Raw genomic sequence first — 21,023 nt, forward strand, 5'->3', positions numbered from 1 at the left:
TCGGTGCAGGAGAAGAGATTTGGCGTGTCGTGCGGATCCCTGGGGAACGTGATTGTTGCCCGGAGTTTATGAGGTCGGGCAACGAAAAGGGCCCCAGGCCATTGGCCTGGGGCCCTTTCAAAGAGCGGGTGACGAGAATCGAACTCGCGCTCTGAGCTTGGGAAGCTCATGTTCTACCATTAAACTACACCCGCGAAGCTCGCCGATCATCGGCGGTGCATCGTCGCACACTGTACCCCATGGCAGGCCCCCGGCGTATTCGTCGCGGGGTCCGTTCGTCGTTCCGGGGGTCGGGAAGGGTGGATGCGGTTGTGGGGGGCGGGAGTTGGGGGCGTAGCGTGGGTTGTCGGAGTGCCGCGTGGAGCGGCGTCCTGTTCATCCCCTAATGTGGCGTTCTCGTCCAAGGCTTGGTTGGGGAAGGGACTTGATGGAGTCGATGGAGCGCACCGTCGTCCGCTGTGCCGAAGGGCACGTTTTTGCTACCTCGTCGTTCCCGATGCAGCAGCTCGGGGCCGGCCGGATCGGTCCGGGGCGGCTTATTCGGTGTCCGCGTTGTGCCCGGTTGCGGCATGCGGTGCCTGTGGTGTTCGAGGAGCGGTAGGCACGGGGCCGAGGGGCGGTCTCCGCAGGTTCGCGGGGTGCCGTCGAGGGGTCCGGGCAGTGGTGGAGGCAGGCGCGCGGGGCGGTCCGGTTGGGGCGGGCTCGCGCGTTCTGCGTATCCTCGGGACGTGCTTCTCTCAGATAAGGACATCCGGGCCGAGATCGACGCCGGGCGGGTCCGCATTGATCCGTTCGACCCGTCGATGGTGCAGCCATCGAGCATCGACGTGCGGCTGGACCGCTACTTCCGGGTGTTCGAGAACCACCGCTATCCGCATATCGACCCAGCCGTGGAGCAGATCGACCTGACCCGCACGGTCGAGCCGGAGGGGGATGAGGCGTTCATCCTGCACCCCGGTGAATTCGTGCTCGCCTCGACGTACGAGGTCATCTCGCTGCCCGACGATCTCGCGTCGCGGCTGGAGGGGAAGAGTTCGCTGGGGCGGCTCGGGCTCGTGACGCATTCGACGGCCGGGTTCATCGATCCGGGCTTCTCGGGACACGTGACCCTGGAGCTGTCGAATCTCGCGACGCTGCCGATCAAGCTGTGGCCGGGGATGAAGATCGGGCAGCTGTGCATGTTCCGGTTGAGTTCGCCCTCCGAATTCCCGTACGGCTCCGAGCGGTACGGATCGCGCTACCAGGGTCAGCGCGGGCCGACCGCCTCCCGGTCGTACATGAACTTCCATCGGACTCAGGTGTGAGGGCGGATCGATGAGCGGGCCGCGCGAGAACCTGACGTACGAGGGCTTCGGGCTCGCCGTGCGGGAGCTGGCCCAGGCGGTGGCCGACGACGGGTACGAGCCCGATGTGGTGCTCAGCATCGCCCGGGGAGGGGTGTTCGTCGCGGGCGGTCTCGCGTACGCGCTGGACTGCAAGAACATCCACCTCGTGAACGTGGAGTTCTACACCGGGATCGGCACCACGCTGGAAATGCCCGTCATGCTGGCGCCCGTTCCGAATGTCATCGATTTCTCGGACAAGAAGGTCCTGATCGCCGATGACGTCGCCGATACGGGCAAGACCCTGAAGCTGGTCCGGGACTTCTGTATCGACCATGTCGCGGAAGTACGCAGCGCGGTCATCTACGAGAAGTCGCACTCACTCGTGAAATGCGAGTACGTGTGGAAGAAGACCGATCAGTGGATCAACTTCCCGTGGAGTGTGGAGAAGCCCGTCGTACGCCGCGAGGGCCAGGTCCTCGACGCCTGAGACGGCCGTGAGTACGGCGACGGCCGTGAGTACGGCGAAGGGCCCCTGGGGCGCCATCTGGCGCTCCAGGGGCCCTTCGTCCGTCAGATCGTGCCCAGCTTGATGATCGACAGCAGTGCGATCAGCTGGATCGCCGAGGCGCCCAGCGCCTTCGGCCACGGCAGGTCGTGCGACTTGCTCACCATCGACGTGAACAGCGCTCCGGCCGCCAGCCAGGTGACCCAGCCGATCACCTGGACCAGGGAGTTCTCGCCGCCCAGGAAGAGCGCGAAGAGCAGGCGCGGGGCATCCGTGATCGACATGATCAGCATCGAGAGGCCCACGGTCGGCTGCCAGGAGCCGGTGCCGCCGAGCTGGCGGGCCAGGGTGTGGGTGACCGCGCCGAGGACCAGGCCGCCGATGACGAAGCCGATGCCGGTGATGACGACGTACGGGACGGCCGTGGAGATCGTCGCGTTGATCGCCTCGTCGCGCGCCTGGTCGAAGCCGAAGAGCGCGAGCAGCCCGTACAGGAACGTGACGATGAGCGCCGGGCCCCAGACGGGGTAGTCGCGCATCTGCCAGAACGTCGGGCCCGGTCGCATCACCATGCCGGTGAGCAGGCCCTTCCAGGGCAGGCGCGGGCCTGCGGGCTGGGCGGGGGCCTGGCCGGCGCGGTAGGTCCCGCCGTCGCCGTACGGGTCCTCGTCGACTCTGAACGCCTGGGTGTGACCCGCGCTGTTGGCGTACGGGTCGTGGTGCGGGGGTTCCTGGTACGGGTCGCCGAAGTACTCGGGCTCCCCGTGTCCGTGGGCGCCGTTGCCGCCCTGCTGTCCGTTGCCGCCGTGTCCGCCGCCGTGCCCGTTGCCGTAGCCGCCGTTGTACGGGGCGCCCTGGGGCGCTCCGTACGGCGGTGCGCCGTTGCCTCCTGCCGGGGGCCACGACTGCCCGCCGTACGGCGGCTGTGGTGCTTGGCCTCCGTACGGCTGCTGCTGCGGGTGCTGCTGCGGTTGTTGCGGGGTGCGGTTGTCCCGGCCGCGTCCGATCCTGAATCCAGCCACGGAATCGAACGTACCTGGTCCATGTGGGTGTCGTGAGGGGGCCGGGGGAACCCACGCCCCTTTGCTGCCGAGCTGTGACATCCCCTAGGGGGAGCCTGGGGGGTTGGGCGGGGGTTGGCCGAGGGGTGTGCGGAGGGTGTGCGGGGGGTGTGCGGGGACGGTCGACGCGGTGGCGGGACCGGCGGCAGCGCTCCTCAGGGCAGGAACAGGGCCGTGCTGAACGTGATCAGGGGGCGGCCGGGCGTCCTCGCCGGGAAGAGCGCGATCAGGTCCTGCCGTTCGCCCCGGTGCGTACGGACCACGGTGTCCGCCTTCTTGTCGCCGTCGAAGTCGGCCCGTGCCAGGAGCGTGGTGCCGGTGGTGGCGGTGGTACGGAGGGGGGCCTTCGGGACCTCCGCGGCCTTGAAGCGGTACGTGCCGCCCGGCCGGGTCGGGCCCTGCGGGGTGCCGAGCAGCAGGGTGGCCTTCGCGGGCGCGCCGGCGGTGTGCGGGCGGGTGGCGTGGACCAGGTCGTCGTAGCCGTCGCCGTTCGTGTCGGCCTTCGGCTCGGGGGCGTAGAGGTACGGGCCGCCGCCCGGGAGCGCCTCGGCGGCGCGCGGGGCTCCGGCGCGGGTGAAGGGGCCGCGCAGGAAGCTGACCCTGCCCGCGCCGGCCTTGACGGCGAGGTCGGTGCGCCCGTCGCCGTCGAAGTCGCCGCAGACCGGCTGCTCGGGCCAGTCGTTGCCGAAGCGGGCCTTCCGCGGGATGCGCAGGGTCACCGCCCTGCCGGTCAGGCCGGACGGGGAGCCGAAGAGGATCTGGAGGGGTACGGGTGGGGCGCCGATGCCGTTGTACGGGGGGTCGGTGGAGACGACCAGGTCCGTGAAGCCGTCCCGGTCGAGGTCGCAGGCCGCCTCGGCGTCGAACGCCGCCGGGAGGGTGTCCCCGGACTTGGCCGCGTTGGCGTGGGCGCTCAGCAGTTGGTGGGCGGCGGGGTCCAGGCCGCGGCCCGCGGAGCCGTACACGATGCCGATGCCCGCGTCGTCCCCGTGGCTGTCCTCGGGGGCCTTCACCAGGTCGTCGATGACCAGGTCCCGCAGGCCGTCCCCGTTGAAGTCGTCCGGGGTGCGGCTGCCCTCGCCGCGCGGGACCGCGGCGCGCGCGGCGCCGGGCGGGGTGTCGCCGTTCTTGCCGGAGGCGGCGGACGGGGAGTGGGCGGCGGAGGGGCTGCCGCAGGCCGTGAGCACCACGAGCAGCGTGGCGCAGCCCGCCGCGAGCGTGGCCGCGGTCCTGGCGGTCACCGTTGCCGTCGGCTGCGTGATGCGTCTGCGCACGGGGTCCTCATCCGTCGATATCTGCGGTCGGTCGCGTCGGTGGCGTCGGTCGCCCGCGTGATCGGCGTCTGCGGGCTGCCGCCCGTGGCCGGGACGTACGCCCGTGGCCGGGACGTACGTGAACCGTCGTCTGTCGTCCGTCATGCGTGCGCGCCAAATGATGCTGCAGTTCGCCCGCCACGTACATGTCCCGGCTCACATGCGACCGTGCTCACACGCGCAAGCGGCCGGTCCTGCCCCCGAGGCAGGTCCGGCCGCTTGCGGCATCGTACGGATCGGTTACGTCGCCGGTTCGGGCTCCGGCGCGTCCGCCGTCTCCGGCTCGTCCGCCGGGTCCGCGGGCGTCTTCACGGACGCCAGCAGGAGCTGCGAGACGTCGACCACCTGGATCGATTCCTTGGCCGTGCCGTCGTTCTTCTTGCCGTTGACCGAGTCGGTCAGCATGACCAGGCAGAACGGGCAGGCGGTGGAGACGATGTCCGGGTTGAGGGAGAGGGCTTCGTCGACGCGCTCGTTGTTGACGCGCTTGCCGATCCGCTCCTCCATCCACATCCGGGCACCACCGGCGCCGCAGCAGAAGCCGCGCTCCTTGTGGCGGTGCATCTCCTCGTTCCGCAGACCCGGGACCTTCGCGATGATCTCGCGCGGCGGCGAGTAGATCTTGTTGTGACGGCCCAGGTAGCACGGGTCGTGATACGTGATCAGGCCCTCGACCGGGGTCACCGGGATCAGCTTGCCCTCGTCCACCAGATGCTGGAGCAGCTGCGTGTGGTGGATGACCTCGTACTCGCCGCCGAGCTGCGGGTACTCGTTGGCGATGGTGTTGAAGCAGTGCGGGCAGGTCGCGACGATCTTCTTCGACGACTTCGGCTTCCTGGTGGCCTCGTCCTCGTCGTCCTCGCCGAACGCCATGTTCAGCATCGCGACGTTCTCCTGGCCGAGCTGCTGGAACAGCGGCTCGTTGCCCAGGCGGCGGGCCGAGTCACCCGTGCACTTCTCGTCGCCGCCCATGATCGCGAACTTGACGCCCGCGATGTGGAGCAGTTCGGCGAACGCCTTCGTCGTCTTCTTGGCCCGGTCCTCCAGGGCGCCCGCGCAGCCGACCCAGTACAGGTAGTCGATCTCGCTGAGGTCCTCGACGTCCTTGCCGACGATCGGGATCTCGAAGTCGACTTCCTTGGTCCACTCGACGCGCTGCTTCTTGGCGAGACCCCAGGGGTTGCCCTTCTTCTCCAGGTTCTTGAGCATCGTGCCCGCCTCGGACGGGAACGCGGACTCGATCATCACCTGGTAGCGGCGCATGTCGACGATGTGGTCGATGTGCTCGATGTCGACCGGGCACTGTTCCACGCACGCACCGCAGGTGGTGCAGGACCACAGCACGTCCGGGTCGATGACGCCGTTCTCCTCGGCGGTGCCGATGAGGGGGCGCTCGGCCTCCGCGAGGGCGGCGGCGGGAACGTCCTTGAGGGCCTCGGCCGAAGCCTTCTCGTTGCCCTCCATGTCCTTGCCGCCACCGGCCAGCAGATACGGGGCCTTGGCGTGCGCGTGGTCGCGCAGTGACATGATCAGGAGCTTCGGGGAGAGCGGCTTTCCGGTGTTCCAGGCGGGGCACTGCGACTGGCAGCGACCGCACTCGGTGCACGTGGAGAAGTCGAGGATGCCCTTCCAGGAGAACTGCTCGACCTGTGAGACACCGAAGACGTCGTCCTCGCCCGGGTCCTCGAAGTCGATCTCCTTGCCGCCCGACGTCATGGGCTGGAGTGCGCCCAGTGCGACCTCGCCGTCGGCGTTCCGCTTGAACCAGATGTTCGGGAAGCCGAGGAAGCGGTGCCAGGCCACGCCCATGTTGGTGTTGAGCGAGACCGTGATCATCCAGATCAGCGAGGTGCCGATCTTGATCATCGCGGTGAAGTAGATGAGGTTCTGGAGCGTGCCGAGGGCGAGTCCCTTGAAGGCCAGCACCAGGGGGTACGAGACGAAGTACGCCGCCCCGTAGCCGTCCACGTGGTGGATCGCGCCCTCAAGGCCGCGCAGGGCCAGGATCGCCAGGCCGATGACGAGGATGACGTACTCGACGAAGTACGCCTGCCAGGCCTTGGAGCCCGCGAAGCGCGACTTGCGGCCGGCCCGGGAGGGCAGGTTCAGCAGCCGGATCGCCATCAGTGTGACGATCCCGGCCACCGTCATCAGGCCGATGAACTCGATGTACATCTCGAACGGCAGCCAGCCGCCGATGATCGGCAGCACCCAGTCGGCCTGGAAGAGCTGTCCGTACGCCTGGAGCAGTGTCGGCGGCAGGGTCAGGAAGCCGATGGCGACGAACCAGTGGGCGAAGCCGACGATGCCCCACCGGTTCATCCGGGTGTGGCCGAGGAACTCCTTGACCAGGGTGATCGTGCGCTGCTTGGGGTTGTCGGTGCGGCTGCCTGCCGGTACCGGTTGTCCGAGTCGGACGAACCGGTAGATCTGCGCGACGGCTCGGGCGATGAGCGCAACGCCGACGACGGTCAGCACCAGCGACACGATGATCGCGGCGAGTTGCATTAGGGGGCTCCTCGGGCCTGCGAGGGTTGGGATCCAGCACTACTAAGCAGTAACTTAATCAGTCTGTGCTGACACTATCCACTTATTCCGCGACGCTGTAGCCGGGCAAGCGGTGATCTGTGTCGCTCAGGCGTGCCTTGCCGCGCCGGGCGAGCCCGCGAAGCGCCGCACGCAGCGGACGGTGTACGGATTCCGCCAGGATGACGAGGTCGAGCACCGTTCCGCGGTGCTCGGCGTAGTGCTGGTCGAGCAGGTCGGGTTCGTCCCAGGGCATCCCGGAACGGGCCCGTACCTGGGCCAAGCCTGTCAGGCCCGGTCGCAGCTCCTGACGCCAGTGCCCGGATCCCGCCCTTCCGGCCCCCGGGTCGCCCGGCGCGAGCGGGGTCGGGCCGACGAGGGAGAGGTCTCCCCGTACGACGTGGGGCAGCCGGGAGAGGACGTCGAGCCGGAGCCCGCGGGTGCGCAGGGAGCGCAGTTCGAAGGGCCGGCCGTGCAGCCCGGTCAGGGTCCGGCGCTCCAGTACGCCGCCGGGCCGGCGTTTCACCGCCAGCGCGAGGGCGCCCGCGACGAGGGCGGGGGCGGCCAGGGCCAGGAGGGCCGAGCCGATCAGCAGGTCCAGTACCCGTTTGGCCGTCACGCGGGAGGTGAAGAGGCGCGCCGCGTCCACCGCTGTCCATACCGCCGTACGTACCGCCGCGGGCGGCGATGCCGGTCGTGTCGCTGCCCGTCGGGTCCGCGCCCGTCCGGGGCCGTACGCCGCGGACCGGCCCCATGCCCCGGACCGGCCCCATGCCCCGGACCGGCCCCATGCCCCGGACCGGCCCCATGCCCTGGACCGGCCCCATGCCCTGGACCGGCCCCGGGCGCCGGGCCGCGGCTGCCGCCTCGCGCGTCGCCGCCTGGGGTTCTGCCTCGCGTTCCGCATCGCGCCCGCCCGGGTTCGAGGTCCGATGGTGTGCCGCTTATGACCGGCTCACGGCATTTTGTGACAGAACGATGCCACGGTGGGATGGTGGGTCGAGGGGTGCGCGGGGCGTGGCGCGGGACGTGCCGCGGGACGTGCCGCGTACGGAACAGGTCGGCGCCTCGGGGAAAGCCCTGGTGGTGCTGGGGGTGAGCACTTAAGTTGAGTCGAGCTGGCTCAGGTCTGTTGACTCCGCGGCGGGTGTCATGCATTCTTGAGTCAGATCCACTCAAGTAGTCAGTTGGAGGAATCGAAATGGCACGTGCGGTCGGCATCGACCTGGGCACGACTAATTCCGTCGTCAGCGTTCTCGAAGGCGGCGAGCCCACCGTCATCACCAACGCCGAAGGCGCCAGGACCACGCCGTCCGTCGTCGCCTTCGCCAAGAACGGCGAGGTGCTCGTCGGCGAGGTCGCCAAGCGCCAGGCAGTCACGAACGTCGACAGGACCATCCGCTCCGTCAAGCGCCACATGGGCACTGACTGGAAGATCGACCTGGACGGCAAGAGCTTCAACCCGCAGCAGATGAGCGCCTTCATCCTGCAGAAGCTGAAGCGTGACGCGGAGTCCTACCTGGGCGAGAAGGTGGCCGACGCGGTCATCACCGTCCCGGCGTACTTCAACGACTCCGAGCGCCAGGCGACGAAGGAGGCCGGCGAGATCGCGGGCCTGAACGTCCTGCGTATCGTCAACGAGCCGACGGCCGCCGCTCTGGCGTACGGGCTCGACAAGGACGACCAGACGATCCTCGTCTTCGACCTCGGTGGCGGCACCTTCGACGTGTCGCTCCTGGAGATCGGTGACGGCGTCGTCGAGGTGAAGGCCACCAACGGTGACAACCACCTCGGTGGTGACGACTGGGACCAGCGCGTCGTCGACTACCTGGTGAAGCAGTTCGCCAACGGGCACGGCGTGGACCTGTCCAAGGACAAGATGGCTCTCCAGCGTCTCCGCGAGGCCGCGGAGAAGGCGAAGATCGAGCTCTCGTCCTCGACCGAGACCACGATCAACCTGCCCTACATCACGGCGTCCGCCGAGGGCCCGCTGCACCTGGACGAGAAGCTCACGCGCGCCCAGTTCCAGCAGCTGACCGCCGACCTTCTGGACCGGTGCAAGAACCCGTTCCACAACGTCATCAAGGACGCGGGCATCGCGCTCTCCGAGATCGACCATGTCGTTCTCGTAGGTGGCTCGACCCGTATGCCGGCCGTCGCCGAGCTCGTCAAGGAGCTGACCGGTGGCCAGGAGGCCAACAAGGGTGTGAACCCGGACGAGGTCGTCGCCATCGGCGCCTCGCTCCAGGCCGGTGTCCTCAAGGGTGAGGTCAAGGACGTCCTGCTGCTCGACGTCACCCCGCTGTCTCTGGGTATCGAGACCAAGGGCGGCATCATGACGAAGCTCATCGAGCGCAACACGACCATCCCGACCAAGCGCTCCGAGATCTTCACGACGGCCGAGGACAACCAGCCGTCCGTGCAGATCCAGGTCTACCAGGGCGAGCGCGAGATCGCGGCGTACAACAAGAAGCTCGGAATGTTCGAGCTGACCGGTCTGCCGCCGGCCCCGCGTGGCGTGCCGCAGATCGAGGTCGCCTTCGACATCGACGCCAACGGCATCATGCACGTCGCAGCCAAGGACCTCGGCACCGGCAAGGAGCAGAAGATGACCGTCACCGGTGGCTCCTCGCTGCCGAAGGACGAGGTCAACCGGATGCGTGAAGAGGCCGAGCAGTACGCCGACGAGGACCACCGTCGTCGTGAGGCCGCCGAGTCCCGCAACCAGGGCGAGCAGCTCGTCTACCAGACGGAGAAGTTCCTCAAGGACAACGAGGACAAGGTTCCCGGCGATGTGAAGGCGGAGGTGGAGACCGCGCTCGGCGAGCTGAAGGAGAAGCTCAAGGGCGAGGACACCGCCGAGATCCGTACCGCCACCGAGAAGGTCGCGGCCGTCTCCCAGAAGCTGGGCCAGGCGATGTACGCCAACGCCGAGGCCGGCGCGACGCCGGGCGCGGACGTGCCGGGCGACGGGGCCAAGGCCGATGACGATGTCGTCGACGCGGAGATCGTGGACGACGAGAAGGACACCAAGGGCGGTGCGGCGTGACCGAGGAGACTCCGGGCTTCGACGAGAAGCCCGACGTCCCCTCCGGCGCCACCTCCGACGACGCCGAACCGAAGGCCGCCGCTCCCTCCGAGGAGGAGGCGGCGGCCCCGGCCGGGGACGCTAACCAGACAGCAGGTCTGACGGCTCAGCTGGACCAGGTCCGCACCGCGCTCGCGGAGCGCACGGCCGACCTCCAGCGGCTCCAGGCCGAGTATCAGAACTACCGCCGCCGCGTGGAGCGGGACCGGGTCACGGTCAAGGAGATCGCCTCGGCGAACCTCCTGTCCGAGCTGCTGCCCGTGCTCGACGACGTCGGCCGCGCGCGGGAGCACGGCGAGCTGGTCGGCGGCTTCAAGTCGGTGGCCGAATCGCTGGAGACGACCGTCGCGAAGCTGGGCCTCCAGCAGTTCGGCAAGGAGGGCGAGCCCTTCGACCCGACGATCCACGAGGCCCTGATGCACAGCTATGCGCCGGACGTCACCGAGACGACCTGCGTGGCGATCCTGCAGCCTGGGTATCGCATCGGCGAGCGCACCATCCGCCCCGCGCGGGTGGCCGTCGCCGAGCCGCAGCCGGGCGCCACGCCCGCGGCGGCGAAGGAAGAGAAGGCAGATGACGAGGAGAGCGGTGGCACCGAGGAGGTCTGACATTCCGTCCGACCATCCCGGTGCTTACCGCCCGGCCCAGCGACCGGCCAACAGGCCGGTCGCTCGGCCGATCGTCCGGAAGGAGGGACGTCGATGAGCACGAAGGACTTCGTCGAGAAGGACTACTACAAGGTCCTCGGCGTCCCCAAGGACGCCACCGACGCCGAGATCAAGAAGGCGTACCGCAAGCTCGCCCGCGAGTTCCACCCGGACGCCAACAAGGGTGACGCCAAGGCGGAGTCGCGCTTCAAGGAGATCTCCGAGGCGAACGACGTCCTCGGTGACACCAAGAAGCGCAAGGAGTACGACGAGGCGCGCGCCCTCTTCGGCAACGGTGGCTTCCGGGCAGGTCCCGGTGGCGCGGGAGGCAACTTCGACCTGGGCGACCTCTTCGGCGGCGCCCAGCGCGGCGGCCAGCCCGGTGGCGCCGGAGGGTTCGGCGGCGGTGGCGGTCTGGGCGACGTCTTCGGCGGCCTGTTCAACCGCGGCGGTACGGGGACGCGTGTGCAGCCGCGCCGCGGCCAGGACATCGAGTCCGAGGTGACGCTCAGCTTCACCGAGGCCGTCGACGGGGCCACGGTCCCGCTGCGGATGTCCAGCCAGGCGCCCTGCAAGGCGTGTTCGGGCACCGGCGACAAGAACGGCACCCCGAGGGTCTGTCCGACCTGTGTCGGCACCGGCCAGGTCTCGCGCGGCAGCGGCGGCGGCTTCTCGCTCACCGACCCGTGCGTGGACTGCAAGGGCCGGGGCCTCATCGCCCAGGACCCCTGCGAGGTCTGCAAGGGCAGCGGCCGGGCGAAGTCGGCCCGCACCATGCAGGTCAGGATTCCCGCGGGCGTCCTGGACGGCCAGCGGATCCGGCTGCGCGGCAAGGGCAGCCCGGGGGAGCGCGGCGGTCCGGCCGGCGACCTCTATGTCGTCGTCCATGTCGACGCCCACCCGGTCTTCGGCCGCAAGGGCGACAACCTCACCGTCACCGTGCCCGTCACCTTCGCGGAGGCGGCGCTCGGCGGCGAGGTGAAGGTCCCCACGCTCGGCGGACCCGCGGTCACCCTGAAGCTTCCGGCCGGCACCCCCAACGGGCGTACGATGCGGGCCCGCGGCAAGGGGGCGGTACGCAAGGACGGCACCCGCGGCGACCTTCTGGTCACCGTCGAGGTGGACGTGCCCACGGACCTCCCGCAGGAGGCCAAGGACGCGCTGGAGACCTACCGGAAGGCGACCGCGGACCAGGACCCGCGGGCGGAGCTGTTCCAGGCTGCGAAGGGAGCTTGAGATGGACGGCCGTCGACGTAATCCGTATCAGCTGACCGATGAATCACCTGTGTACGTGATCTCGATCGCCGCTCAGCTCTCGGGCCTCCACCCGCAGACGCTGCGTCAGTACGACCGTCTCGGCCTCGTCTCCCCGGACCGCACGGCCGGGCGCGGCAGGCGCTACTCGGCCCGCGACATCGAGCTGCTGCGCACCGTGCAGCAGCTGTCGCAGGACGAGGGCATCAACCTGGCCGGCATCAAACGCATCATCGAGCTGGAGAACCAGGTCGCCGCCCTCCAGCAGCGCGTCGCCGAGCTCTCGGCGGCGGTGGACGGCGCGGCGGTCGCCATGCAGCAGCGCGAGGCGCAGGTGCATGCCTCGTACCGCCGTGATCTGGTGCCGTACCAGGACGTGCAGCAGACCAGCGCGCTGGTGGTCTGGCGGCCGAAGAAGCCGAAGGACTGAGCCGGGCGGCGCTGCGTGGCGGGGCGGGGCGGCTGAGTGAAGCCGCTGAGCGAGACCGCTGTGCGAAGCCGCTGTGCGGCGGGGCGTCGCTCCGGAGCTCACGCGTGAACCGCGGGGCCCGCCTCCCGGGAGTCCACTTCCGGGAGGCGGGCCCCGCGGCGCGTTCCGGGGCGTTCAGGAGTCCTGGTCGAGGATTCCCGACCGGGCGATCAGATAGCCGAGCTGGGCCCGGCTGCTGCTGCCCAGGGCGGCGGAGAGCTTGGCGACGTGCGCCCGGCAGGTCCGGACGTTCATGCCCAGACGCCGGGCGATGGAGTCGTCCACATGGCCCTCGACGAGCAGTTGGGCGATGGAGCGCTGGACCCCGCTGATGCCCTTGGGCGTCGGTTCGTACTTGACTTCCTCCCGCAGCGGCGCGGCGCGGCTCCACAACTGCTCGAAGACCTTGGCCAGGTACTGCACGAGCCCGGGGTGGCGCAGTTCGAGCGCCACCCGGCGGTCGTCCGTGGCGGGGATGAAGGCGACGGTGTGGTCGAAGATCATCAGGCGTTCGATGAGCTCTTCGAGGGTGCGGATCTCGACCTTGCCCGCCGTCATGCGGTCCGCGTACGTCAGGGTGCCGTGGCTGTGGCGGATGGTGTGCTGGTAGAGCGAGCGCATGCCGACGCCGCGTTCGGCGAGCATGTTCCCGCGCTCCACGGCGATGTTGAGCGTGCCCTCGCTGCGACCGCCGCCCGGCTGGATGGTCAGGACCTCCGACCGGCACTCGGCCATGGCCAGCTCGATGGAGGCGTTGATCCGGTCGATTCCCTCAAGCACCGTGATCGCGTGCGTGGTGGGCGTCTGGGCGCTGATGGCCATGAACGGTTCGAAGGTGTCGGTCAGCTCGACGGAGAGCTGTCTGCGGGCCTGGATCTCCCGCTCGATCGGATGGAGCCGCTGCGTCAGCGCGGCGGACGGCGGTACCGGCCGGAGCCAGGCGTCATCGGCCGGATCGGGATGAAGCAGGGCGAACTCCAGCAGACAGGGCGCGGCGGCCACTTCGGAGCGGGCGATCTTGCCCACGCTCAGTGCGCTGGCGTAGAGCCGTATCCCCTCCTCGCACAGGGCGGTGACAGAGTGGGGATGTGTCGTATTTGTGCTGTTTATTGTCAATTCTCCACCCCCCAGGAACATGAAACTACAGGAACATGATGCATCGATCCTGTGGCATTGACGTGCCTGAATGAGCCATCGTCTTGTCATGCGGGGGAGAGGAAACCTTGGAAGTGAGGACGAAGCCGACTATGGGTAGCAAAATGCTTCGCTCGGCGCTTGCCGCGGCCTTCTCCGCTGGGCTGGCGATCGGAGCGATCAGTATCCAGGACCTGGTCTGGGACAGTGCGCCCACCGATGCGACAGGCGCGCGGACGCAGGCCGCACCCCCGCCGGATCTGGTGTGGGACGTGGCGCCGGTCGGATCGACGGCGTCATACGTCCGGGCCCTGCCCCCGCCGGACCTGGTGTGGGACGTGGCGCCGGTCGGATCGACGGCGGTGCAGGTCGCGGACGTGGCCCCGCCCGACCTGGTGTGGGACATCGCGCCACGAGCGACGGCACAGGCATGATCCCCCCGGACGACCGCACCTTCCGCCGGGAAATGGCCACGGCGTACCGCTCAGGGTGGCATTTCATCGATCTGCTCACGGCACTCCCCCACCGTGGCGATTCGTTGATGGTCACCCTGTTCGGAGAGCCGATCGTCGTCGTGATGGAGGAGGACGAGGGCGTCCGCGCCTACCGCTGTCTCCGTCGGCCCCGCGGTGCTCCGCAGCCGGTCCGCTGTGCCGTGAGGTACGGCATGATTTTCGTCAATCTCGACCAGCGTGATCATGAGCTGTTCGAAACAGAAGCCATCGCGGCCACCCCCCGCAGTGCCTGAGCGATTCCCCCGTCGTTCCTTATCGCCCAGGCGCTTCCCCCACACAGCGGCGCCACCGTGACCTGAACACGGTGGCGCCGTTGTGCTGTCCCGCCGCGGCCCGGCTCAGGCCCTGCCGAGCGCCCGGTCCAGGGCGATCTCGATGACGATCCGGTCCTGGCTGGGCTTCGGCGTGCGCTCGTAGCGCTCCGTGTAACGGCGTACCGCGTCGTCGACGCTGTCCTGGTCCATCCGGATCGTCGCGCGGCCCTCCAGCGTCGCCCAGCGGGCGCGGTGCGTCTGACAGACGGCGACCCGTGCCCCGTCCGGGCCCGCGGCCAGGATGTTGGCGACCTTGCGGCTGTTCTTGTTGGTGATGACGCGGGCGAGCCCCGCCTCGGGGTCGTACGTCACGCCGACGGGCACCACGTGCGGGGTGCCGTTCGGGCGGAGCGTCGTCAGGGTGCACAGGTGGCGCTCGCGCCAGAAGGCCAGGTACTCGGGGCTGGGATCGCGTACGTCGGGCATGCCCGAAGCGTAGGCGCCCGAGGAGCCGTGCTGCGGTGGCGGGCCGGGGTGGTGAACGGTTCACTCGGATCAGGGCCGACACCGGCGGTGCCGAGGCGTGGAGGCGTCTCCTCGGGCCGAGGTGTGCCTTCAGGCTTGAGTGAAATAGACTCAACTTTGTACACGTTGATTCAGTCAATAGGGGCCGGGCGCTGCCCGGTCACGCGCCGGACCCGAGAAGCACCACCGCAAGGAGGAGAGAGCGCACGTGGACGCCGAGCTGACCAACAAGAGCCGGGACGCCCTCAACGCGGCCACCAGCAGGGCCGTGAAGGACGGGCACCCCGACCTGACCCCCGGGCATCTGCTGCTCGCGCTGCTTGAGGGCGAGGACAACGAGAACGTCATCGACCTGCTGGCCGCCGTCGACGCCGACCAGGTCGCCGTGCGCGCCGCGACCGAGCAGCTGCTCGCCGCACAGCCCAGCGTCACCGGGTCCACCGTCGCGCCGCCGCAGCCCAACCGTGAACTGCTCGCCGTCATCGCGGACGCCGCGCAGCAGGCCAAGGAGCTCGGCGACGAGTATCTGTCCACCGAGCATCTGCTGATCGGCATCGCGGCCAGGGGCGGCCGTGCCGGTGAGATCCTCGGTGAGCAGGGGGCCAGCGCGAAGAAGCTGCTGGACGCGTTCGAGACGAGCAGGGGAGGGCGCCGGGTGACCACACCGGACCCGGAGGGCCAGTACAAGGCTCTGGAGAAGTTCGGCACCGATTTCACGGCCGCCGCACGCGAGGGCAAGCTCGACCCGGTCATCGGGCGTGACCAGGAGATCCGCCGCGTCGTCCAGGTCCTGTCCCGCCGCACGAAGAACAATCCCGTGCTCATCGGTGAGCCCGGCGTCGGCAAGACCGCCGTCGTCGAGGGTCTCGCCCAGCGCATCGTCAAGGGCGACGTCCCCGAGAGCCTGAAGAACAAGCGCCTCGTCTCCCTCGACCTGGGGGCCATGGTCGCGGGCGCGAAGTACCGAGGCGAGTTCGAGGAGCGCCTGAAGACCGTCCTCTCCGAGATCAAGGAGAGCGGCGGCCAGATCATCACGTTCATCGACGAGCTGCACACCGTCGTGGGCGCCGGCGCGGGCGGCGACTCCGCCATGGACGCGGGCAACATGCTCAAGCCGATGCTGGCCCGCGGCGAGCTGCGGATGGTCGGCGCCACCACGCTGGACGAGTACCGCGAGCGCATCGAGAAGGACCCGGCACTGGAGCGCCGCTTCCAGCAGGTCCTGGTCGCCGAGCCGTCCGTCGAGGACACCATCGCGATCCTGCGCGGACTCAAGGGCCGTTACGAGGCCCACCACAAGGTCCAGATCGCGGACTCCTCGCTGGTGGCCGCAGCCACGCTCTCCGACCGTTACATCACCTCCCGCTTCCTGCCCGACAAGGCCATCGACCTGGTGGACGAGGCGGCGTCCCGGCTGCGCATGGAGATCGACTCCTCGCCCGTCGAGATCGACGAGCTCCAGCGCGCCGTCGACCGGCTGCGCATGGAGGAGCTGGCCCTCAAGAACGAGACCGACGCGGCCTCCAAGCAGCGCCTGGAAAAGCTCCGCCGCGACCTCGCCGACAAGGAGGAGGAGCTGCGCGGCCTCACCGCCCGCTGGGAGAAGGAGAAGGAGGGCCTCAACCGCGTCGGTGAGCTGAAGGAACGGCTCGACGAACTGCGCGGCCAGGCCGAACGGGCCCAGCGCGACGGCGACTTCGACTCCGCCTCCAAGCTCCTGTACGGGGAGATCCCCGGCCTGGAGCGCGAGCTGGAGGAGGCCGCGGAGGCCGAGCAGGAGGCCGCCAAGGACACGATGGTCAAGGAGGAGGTCGGCCCGGACGACATCGCCGATGTCGTCGGCTCCTGGACGGGCATCCCGGCCGGGCGGCTGCTGGAGGGCGAGACCCAGAAGCTGCTGCGCATGGAGGAGGAGCTCGGCAAGCGCCTCATCGGCCAGCGGGAGGCCGTGCAGGCGGTCTCCGACGCGGTACGGCGCACCCGCGCCGGGATCGCCGACCCGGACCGCCCGACCGGCTCGTTCCTCTTCCTCGGCCCGACCGGGGTCGGCAAGACCGAGCTGGCGAAGGCGCTCGCCGACTTCCTGTTCGACGACGAGCGGGCCATGATCCGCATCGACATGAGCGAGTACGGCGAGAAGCACAGCGTCGCGCGGCTCGTCGGCGCGCCGCCCGGCTACGTCGGCTACGAGGAGGGCGGCCAGCTCACGGAGGCGGTCCGCCGCCGCCCGTACAGCGTCGTCCTGCTGGACGAGGTGGAGAAGGCCCACCCGGAGGTCTTCGACGTCCTGCTCCAGGTCCTCGACGACGGCCGGCTCACCGACGGCCAGGGCCGGACGGTGGACTTCCGCAACACCATCCTGATCCTGACCTCCAACCTCGGCAGCCAGTTCCTGGTCGACCCCCTGGTCAAGCCCGAGGTGAAGAAGGAGCAGGTCATGGATGTCGTACGGGCGTCCTTCAAGCCGGAGTTCCTCAACCGGCTCGATGACATCGTGGTCTTCTCCGCCCTGTCCGGCGACGAGCTCTCGCACATCGCGGGGCTCCAGATCGGCCGCCTCGCCAAGCGGCTGGCCGACCGCAGGCTCACCCTCGACGTCACGCCCGAGGCGCTGGCCTGGCTGGCGGAGGAGGGCAACGACCCGGCGTACGGAGCCCGGCCGCTGCGCCGCCTGATCCAGACGGCGATCGGCGACCGGCTCGCGAAGGAGATCCTCGCGGGCGGGATCACGGACGGCGACACCGTGCGGGTGGACCGGGCCGACGACGGTCTGAGCGTCGGCCGCGTCTCGTAACATCCCGGCCGGACATTCCGGCCACCCGGACCCCGGCGGGCCCGGTCCGCACCGGCCGCGTGTCAGCTTGTGGCGGATCGGGGCCGCCGGGGCTTGCCATGCCCCGCCCGCCATGGGGGAGGATGGCCGCAACCATCACGAAGGGAAATTACGGTGAGCATCGATCCGTCCTCGATTCCTAATTTCGGGGGCCAGCCCGAACCGCAGGCGGCAGGACCGGAGGGCCCCGTCGTCCCTGACCAGGACCTCGTCAAGCAGCTCCTGGAGCAGATGGAGCTGAAGTACGTCGTCGACGACGAGGGTGACCTCGCGGCGCCGTGGGAAGAGTTCCGGACGTACTTCATGTTCCGGGGCGAGGACGAGCAGCAGGTCTTCTCGGTCCGTACGTTCTACGACCGCCCGCACGCCCTCGACCAGCGTCCCGTCCTCCTGGACGCGATCGACGACTGGAACCGCCGCACCCTGTGGCCGAAGGTCTACACGCACGCCCACGAGGGCGAGGAGGGCGAGGCGGGCTCCGTCCGGCTGATCGGTGAGGCGCAGATGCTCATCGGCACCGGCGTGAGCCTGGAGCACTTCGTCTCCTCGACGGTCAGCTGGGTGCGCGCCTCGATCGAGTTCGACAAGTGGCTCGTGGAGCGCCTGGGCCTGGAGCAGGCCGAGGACAAGGCCGAGGAGAAGGCCGAGGGCGACACGCCCGCCGAGGGCTGAGCCGCCCCCGCGAACGGAGCCCGGCCGGGCAGGGACATACGTGTCCCGACCGGCCGGGCTCCGTCATGTCCGCCCGCATCCATCCGCATCCGCCCGCACCGCGCCGGCCGGCCTTGTGGTGCAGGCCCGTCACGTTCGTCACCGTTCCGCAACAGGCGTGAACCGCCCCGCCGGGTGCCCCGTACAGCCCGATGAACGCGGCTCAGCGGCCGCGGCGACCTGGAACGAGAGAAGGAGCCGACATGGCGGCCAACGGCAACATCAACATCAGCCCGGAAGAGATGCGGGAGGCCTCGACCTGGCTGCAGCACCAGAAGGAACTGATGCAGCAGAGTCTCCACGAGGCCAACACCAAGATGGACGAGATGGTCGAGGCGGCCTACGCGACGCCGGGCTCCGAGACCAAGTTCCGTCCGTTCTGGGAGGAGTACAAGAACGGCACCGACAAGGCGATCGAGGGCCTCCAGGGCGTCAGCGAGTTCATCAAGCAGGTCGCCGACGCGTTCGTCGACACCGACGACCAGACGTCCGGCTCCATCGGCTGATGTGCCCCTGTGTCCGGTCCCGCCCTTCCGCGGCGGGACCGGACGGTGGCCCGGGAGGAGTAACCGATGACCCGCATCAGCATCCCCCTCGACGATCTGAACGAGACGGTCAAGTCACTTGAGGACATCGGGGAGCGGATCAACAAGACCGCGCGGCTCAGCGACATCGGATCGAAGGACGAAGTGGGCGATGCGAAGCTCGCCGACTCCCTCTCCGACTTCGACGGCGCCTGGGGCAGGGGCCACGAGAAGGTGCAGGAGAACGTGAAGGTCTTCTCCGAGAACACGAAGAAGATCTCCGACGCCTTCACGCAGACGGACGACGAGACCGTCAAGACGCTGGACGAATCCAAGAAGACCTGACAAGAGCCTGCTGGCTGAAGGGACATGCGTCATGACGCATCCGGTCACGGACCGGGCTACGGGGGCGCCCGCGCACTACAAGCTGCGCTTCCCCGGCTCCTGGTGGCATCTGGACCTCGACCCGAGCACCCGGGACGCGTCCATCCGCCGCCGTATCGAGCACCAGGCGAAGGGAGTTCCGCAACTCTCCCGCGAGCGGCTCGACGGCCTGATCCGCGACACCCGCCGGACCGCCCGCGAGGCCTACTCCCGGGGGGCGCTCCAGGCGGCGGGGATGGTCAGGTTCCCCGGCGGGGACTCGATGCTCAGCGCCACGTCCGTCGTACTGCGGATGCCCGTGCCCGAGGACGAGGCGGCGGATCTGGCCGAGGTGCTGTTCGGGGCGAGCATGCTGGCCGGGGACCCGCAGAGCAGCGGATACCCGCCGCGCGAGGTGGATCTGCTGGAGCTGCCGGACGTCGGACCGGTCGGGCGGATCGCCTCGATCGAGGACATCGACTACAAGGGCACGCCGGTGCGTACGGCGCTGCTGCACACGCTGTTCCCGATACCGGACCGCCGCGAATACCTGCTGGTCTCCAGCTCCACGCCCAACGTGGACCTCAAGGACCAGTTCTTCGAGGTGTTCGACGCCATCGCGGGGACGCTGCGCTTCGTGGAAGCCAGGAGCGAGGGCACGGCCGGGCCGGCCGCACAGAGCCCGCAGGGCACGGACGAGAACGGAAAGTGAGGGCGGGGCAATGGTGCGGGCAGCGGTGTCCGACTGGGAGACGGTCTTCGGGTTCTCGGACCCGACGCCGGGCGACGCGGAGATGCTCGGGAGGCTCGCGGGCCAGTACCGGTCCGTCGCCGACGACGCGGACCAGGCGCTCCCCATCGTCAGTAACCTGAAAAATGGTCAGCTCGGCGAGGGCAAGGCCATGGAGAAACTCCGGGACAAGCTCGGGGACCTGGCCAATCAGGTGGAGAAGCTGCACAGTTCGTACGACAAGGCGGCGCGCGCGCTGGACACCTACGCCGACCTGCTGGGGGACCATCAGCGCAAGGCCGACAACGCCCTGGTCGACGGACGGGACGCCAAGGAGCGGCTGCAGCGGGCCACCGAGACCGCCGCGGCGGCGGGGTCCGTGATCAGCGGGCTGGACGCGGCGGACCCGCCCCCGCCGGACGACGAGGCGGCCCGGCGCAGTGCGCGGCAGGCCATGGAGGATGCCCGCAACGACCAGTCCGCGGCGCAGGGGAACGTCGACAGCGCCCAGCGGGATCTCGACGCCGCCCGCATGCTCGCCGAGGACGCGCGGGAGCTGCGCGAGACGGACGCCTCGACGGCGGCCCGCGCCCTGGACGAGGCGACGAGCGAGGCGGTCCCGGGCAAGAGCCTGTGGGAGAAGATCAAGGACATCTTCAAGAAGGTGCTCGGCTTCATCAGCGCCGCCCTGGGCATCATCGCCATGCTCATCCCCGGACTTCAGGGCCTGGGGCTCATCCTGACGATCGCCAGTCTGGTCACCGCCGCCATCCCCTTCATCATGAATATCGTCGACAGCATCCAGTCGGGCGAATGGGACGTGCTCGACATGGTCCTCAGCGGCCTGGGGCTGGTGCTCGGCGGTGTCGGCCTGATCAAGATCGCCAATCTGGGCGGGATCGCGAACACCCTCAAGTCCGTCACGAGCAACCTCAAGACGATACAGATCAACATCAAGACCGTGATCCCCACCATCAAGTCGTTCACCGGGTTCAAGAACCCGGGCGACCTGGTCGCGAACATTCTGAAGAACATCCCCGGCGGGCTGAAGACACCGGACATCATCAAGCAGCTGCCGGACATCACCAACATCTGGACGAAGACGGCGGGGTGGCTCGACCAGAGCTCGAACCTCATCGGACTGGCCGGCCTCGCCTGGGCGATCAACAGCGCCGTCCCCAACGGGTCGAAGGGCACGATCAAGCACGACCCCGGTTACGTGGAGGGATCGACCTGATCCGGACCG

General features: G+C 69.1%; 20 protein-coding genes and 1 tRNA gene. 14 read left to right on the forward strand and 7 right to left on the reverse strand.

Annotation, left to right across the window (positions count from 1 at the left end; all coding sequences use genetic code 11):
• Positions 1 to 123 precede the first annotated feature (123 nt).
• A tRNA-Gly gene (locus OG413_RS11910) sits at positions 124 to 194 on the reverse strand.
• A 534-nt stretch (positions 195 to 728) separates the two neighbouring features.
• Here OG413_RS11910 and dcd point away from each other — a divergent pair.
• Complete coding sequence (gene dcd / locus OG413_RS11915; protein WP_266804935.1) at positions 729 to 1,304, forward strand: dCTP deaminase; 576 nt, start codon at positions 729 to 731, stop codon at positions 1,302 to 1,304.
• A 10-nt stretch (positions 1,305 to 1,314) separates the two neighbouring features.
• Positions 1,315 to 1,812 (forward strand): phosphoribosyltransferase, encoded by a 498-nt coding sequence (locus OG413_RS11920; RefSeq protein WP_266804937.1) that lies wholly within the window; start codon positions 1,315 to 1,317, stop codon positions 1,810 to 1,812.
• An 83-nt stretch (positions 1,813 to 1,895) separates the two neighbouring features.
• On the opposite strand, the gene OG413_RS11925 is transcribed toward OG413_RS11920, so the two are convergent.
• From OG413_RS11925 to OG413_RS11940, 4 genes are all read right to left on the reverse strand, one after another.
• Entirely contained in the window at positions 1,896 to 2,852 is a 957-nt protein-coding gene (locus tag OG413_RS11925; protein WP_266804939.1) for a Yip1 family protein, read from the reverse strand.
• A gap of 194 nt (positions 2,853 to 3,046) precedes the next feature.
• Positions 3,047 to 4,165: a VCBS repeat-containing protein gene (locus OG413_RS11930; RefSeq protein WP_266804941.1), complete on the reverse strand. Its 1,119-nt coding sequence runs from the start codon at positions 4,163 to 4,165 to the stop codon at positions 3,047 to 3,049.
• A 279-nt stretch (positions 4,166 to 4,444) separates the two neighbouring features.
• Positions 4,445 to 6,712 (reverse strand): (Fe-S)-binding protein, encoded by a 2,268-nt coding sequence (locus OG413_RS11935; RefSeq protein ID WP_266804943.1) that lies wholly within the window; start codon positions 6,710 to 6,712, stop codon positions 4,445 to 4,447.
• A gap of 82 nt (positions 6,713 to 6,794) precedes the next feature.
• On the reverse strand, positions 6,795 to 7,379 hold the full coding sequence (locus OG413_RS11940; protein WP_266804945.1) for a sugar transferase: 585 nt from the start codon (positions 7,377 to 7,379) through the stop codon (positions 6,795 to 6,797).
• Between the two features lie 552 nt (positions 7,380 to 7,931).
• Between OG413_RS11940 and dnaK the strand changes: the two genes are divergently transcribed.
• The 4 genes from dnaK to OG413_RS11960 all read left to right on the forward strand — a co-directional run bounded on the left by dnaK (position 7,932) and on the right by OG413_RS11960 (position 12,149).
• Positions 7,932 to 9,779 carry a molecular chaperone DnaK gene (dnaK, locus tag OG413_RS11945; RefSeq protein ID WP_266804947.1) on the forward strand — a complete coding sequence of 616 codons (1,848 nt, stop codon included), beginning with the start codon at positions 7,932 to 7,934 and terminating at the stop codon, positions 9,777 to 9,779.
• The gene (gene grpE, locus OG413_RS11950) at positions 9,776 to 10,426 is read left to right on the forward strand and encodes a nucleotide exchange factor GrpE (RefSeq protein WP_266804949.1); all 651 of its coding nucleotides are present in this window, start codon (positions 9,776 to 9,778) and stop codon (positions 10,424 to 10,426) included. Before dnaK ends, grpE begins: the two co-directional genes overlap by 4 nt.
• A gap of 93 nt (positions 10,427 to 10,519) precedes the next feature.
• The gene (gene dnaJ, locus OG413_RS11955) at positions 10,520 to 11,701 is read left to right on the forward strand and encodes a molecular chaperone DnaJ (RefSeq protein ID WP_073719396.1); all 1,182 of its coding nucleotides are present in this window, start codon (positions 10,520 to 10,522) and stop codon (positions 11,699 to 11,701) included.
• A 1-nt stretch (position 11,702) separates the two neighbouring features.
• Positions 11,703 to 12,149 (forward strand): helix-turn-helix domain-containing protein, encoded by a 447-nt coding sequence (locus OG413_RS11960; RefSeq protein WP_266804964.1) that lies wholly within the window; start codon positions 11,703 to 11,705, stop codon positions 12,147 to 12,149.
• A 174-nt stretch (positions 12,150 to 12,323) separates the two neighbouring features.
• Here OG413_RS11960 and OG413_RS11965 read toward each other — a convergent pair whose 3' ends face one another.
• Positions 12,324 to 13,325, reverse strand: coding sequence for a helix-turn-helix transcriptional regulator (locus OG413_RS11965; RefSeq protein WP_198953027.1), 1,002 nt, complete (start codon positions 13,323 to 13,325; stop codon positions 12,324 to 12,326).
• 110 nt (positions 13,326 to 13,435) lie between these two features.
• Here OG413_RS11965 and OG413_RS11970 point away from each other — a divergent pair, with 110 nt between their 5' ends.
• Positions 13,436 to 13,756 (forward strand): hypothetical protein, encoded by a 321-nt coding sequence (locus tag OG413_RS11970; protein ID WP_266804968.1) that lies wholly within the window; start codon positions 13,436 to 13,438, stop codon positions 13,754 to 13,756.
• Positions 13,753 to 14,070, forward strand: a complete 318-nt coding sequence (locus tag OG413_RS11975) for a (2Fe-2S)-binding protein (RefSeq protein ID WP_266804970.1) — start codon at positions 13,753 to 13,755, stop codon at positions 14,068 to 14,070. Before OG413_RS11970 ends, OG413_RS11975 begins: the two co-directional genes overlap by 4 nt.
• Positions 14,071 to 14,175: 105 nt before the next feature.
• On the opposite strand, the gene OG413_RS11980 is transcribed toward OG413_RS11975, so the two are convergent.
• Entirely contained in the window at positions 14,176 to 14,577 is a 402-nt protein-coding gene (locus tag OG413_RS11980; RefSeq protein ID WP_266804972.1) for a pyridoxamine 5'-phosphate oxidase family protein, read from the reverse strand.
• A gap of 247 nt (positions 14,578 to 14,824) precedes the next feature.
• Between OG413_RS11980 and clpB the strand changes: the two genes are divergently transcribed.
• The 6 genes from clpB (at position 14,825) to OG413_RS12010 (ending at position 21,014) form a co-directional block, all read left to right on the forward strand.
• A complete protein-coding gene (clpB, locus tag OG413_RS11985) occupies positions 14,825 to 17,410 on the forward strand; it encodes an ATP-dependent chaperone ClpB (RefSeq protein ID WP_266804973.1) in 2,586 nt (861 codons plus the stop codon).
• Between the two features lie 153 nt (positions 17,411 to 17,563).
• Positions 17,564 to 18,121, forward strand: coding sequence for a YbjN domain-containing protein (locus OG413_RS11990; RefSeq protein ID WP_266804975.1), 558 nt, complete (start codon positions 17,564 to 17,566; stop codon positions 18,119 to 18,121).
• 242 nt (positions 18,122 to 18,363) lie between these two features.
• On the forward strand, positions 18,364 to 18,666 hold the full coding sequence (locus tag OG413_RS11995) for a WXG100 family type VII secretion target (protein WP_073719404.1): 303 nt from the start codon (positions 18,364 to 18,366) through the stop codon (positions 18,664 to 18,666).
• A 66-nt stretch (positions 18,667 to 18,732) separates the two neighbouring features.
• A complete protein-coding gene (locus tag OG413_RS12000) occupies positions 18,733 to 19,029 on the forward strand; it encodes a hypothetical protein (RefSeq protein ID WP_266804977.1) in 297 nt (98 codons plus the stop codon).
• Positions 19,030 to 19,060: 31 nt separating this feature from the next.
• Positions 19,061 to 19,759 (forward strand): hypothetical protein, encoded by a 699-nt coding sequence (locus OG413_RS12005; RefSeq protein ID WP_266804979.1) that lies wholly within the window; start codon positions 19,061 to 19,063, stop codon positions 19,757 to 19,759.
• Between the two features lie 25 nt (positions 19,760 to 19,784).
• Positions 19,785 to 21,014: a hypothetical protein gene (locus OG413_RS12010; RefSeq protein WP_266804981.1), complete on the forward strand. Its 1,230-nt coding sequence runs from the start codon at positions 19,785 to 19,787 to the stop codon at positions 21,012 to 21,014.
• The last annotated feature ends 9 nt before the right edge of the window (positions 21,015 to 21,023 follow it).

This window comes from Streptomyces sp. NBC_01433 (genome assembly GCF_026340105.1).
In the GTDB taxonomy this organism is placed as follows: Bacteria; Actinomycetota; Actinomycetes; order Streptomycetales; family Streptomycetaceae; genus Streptomyces.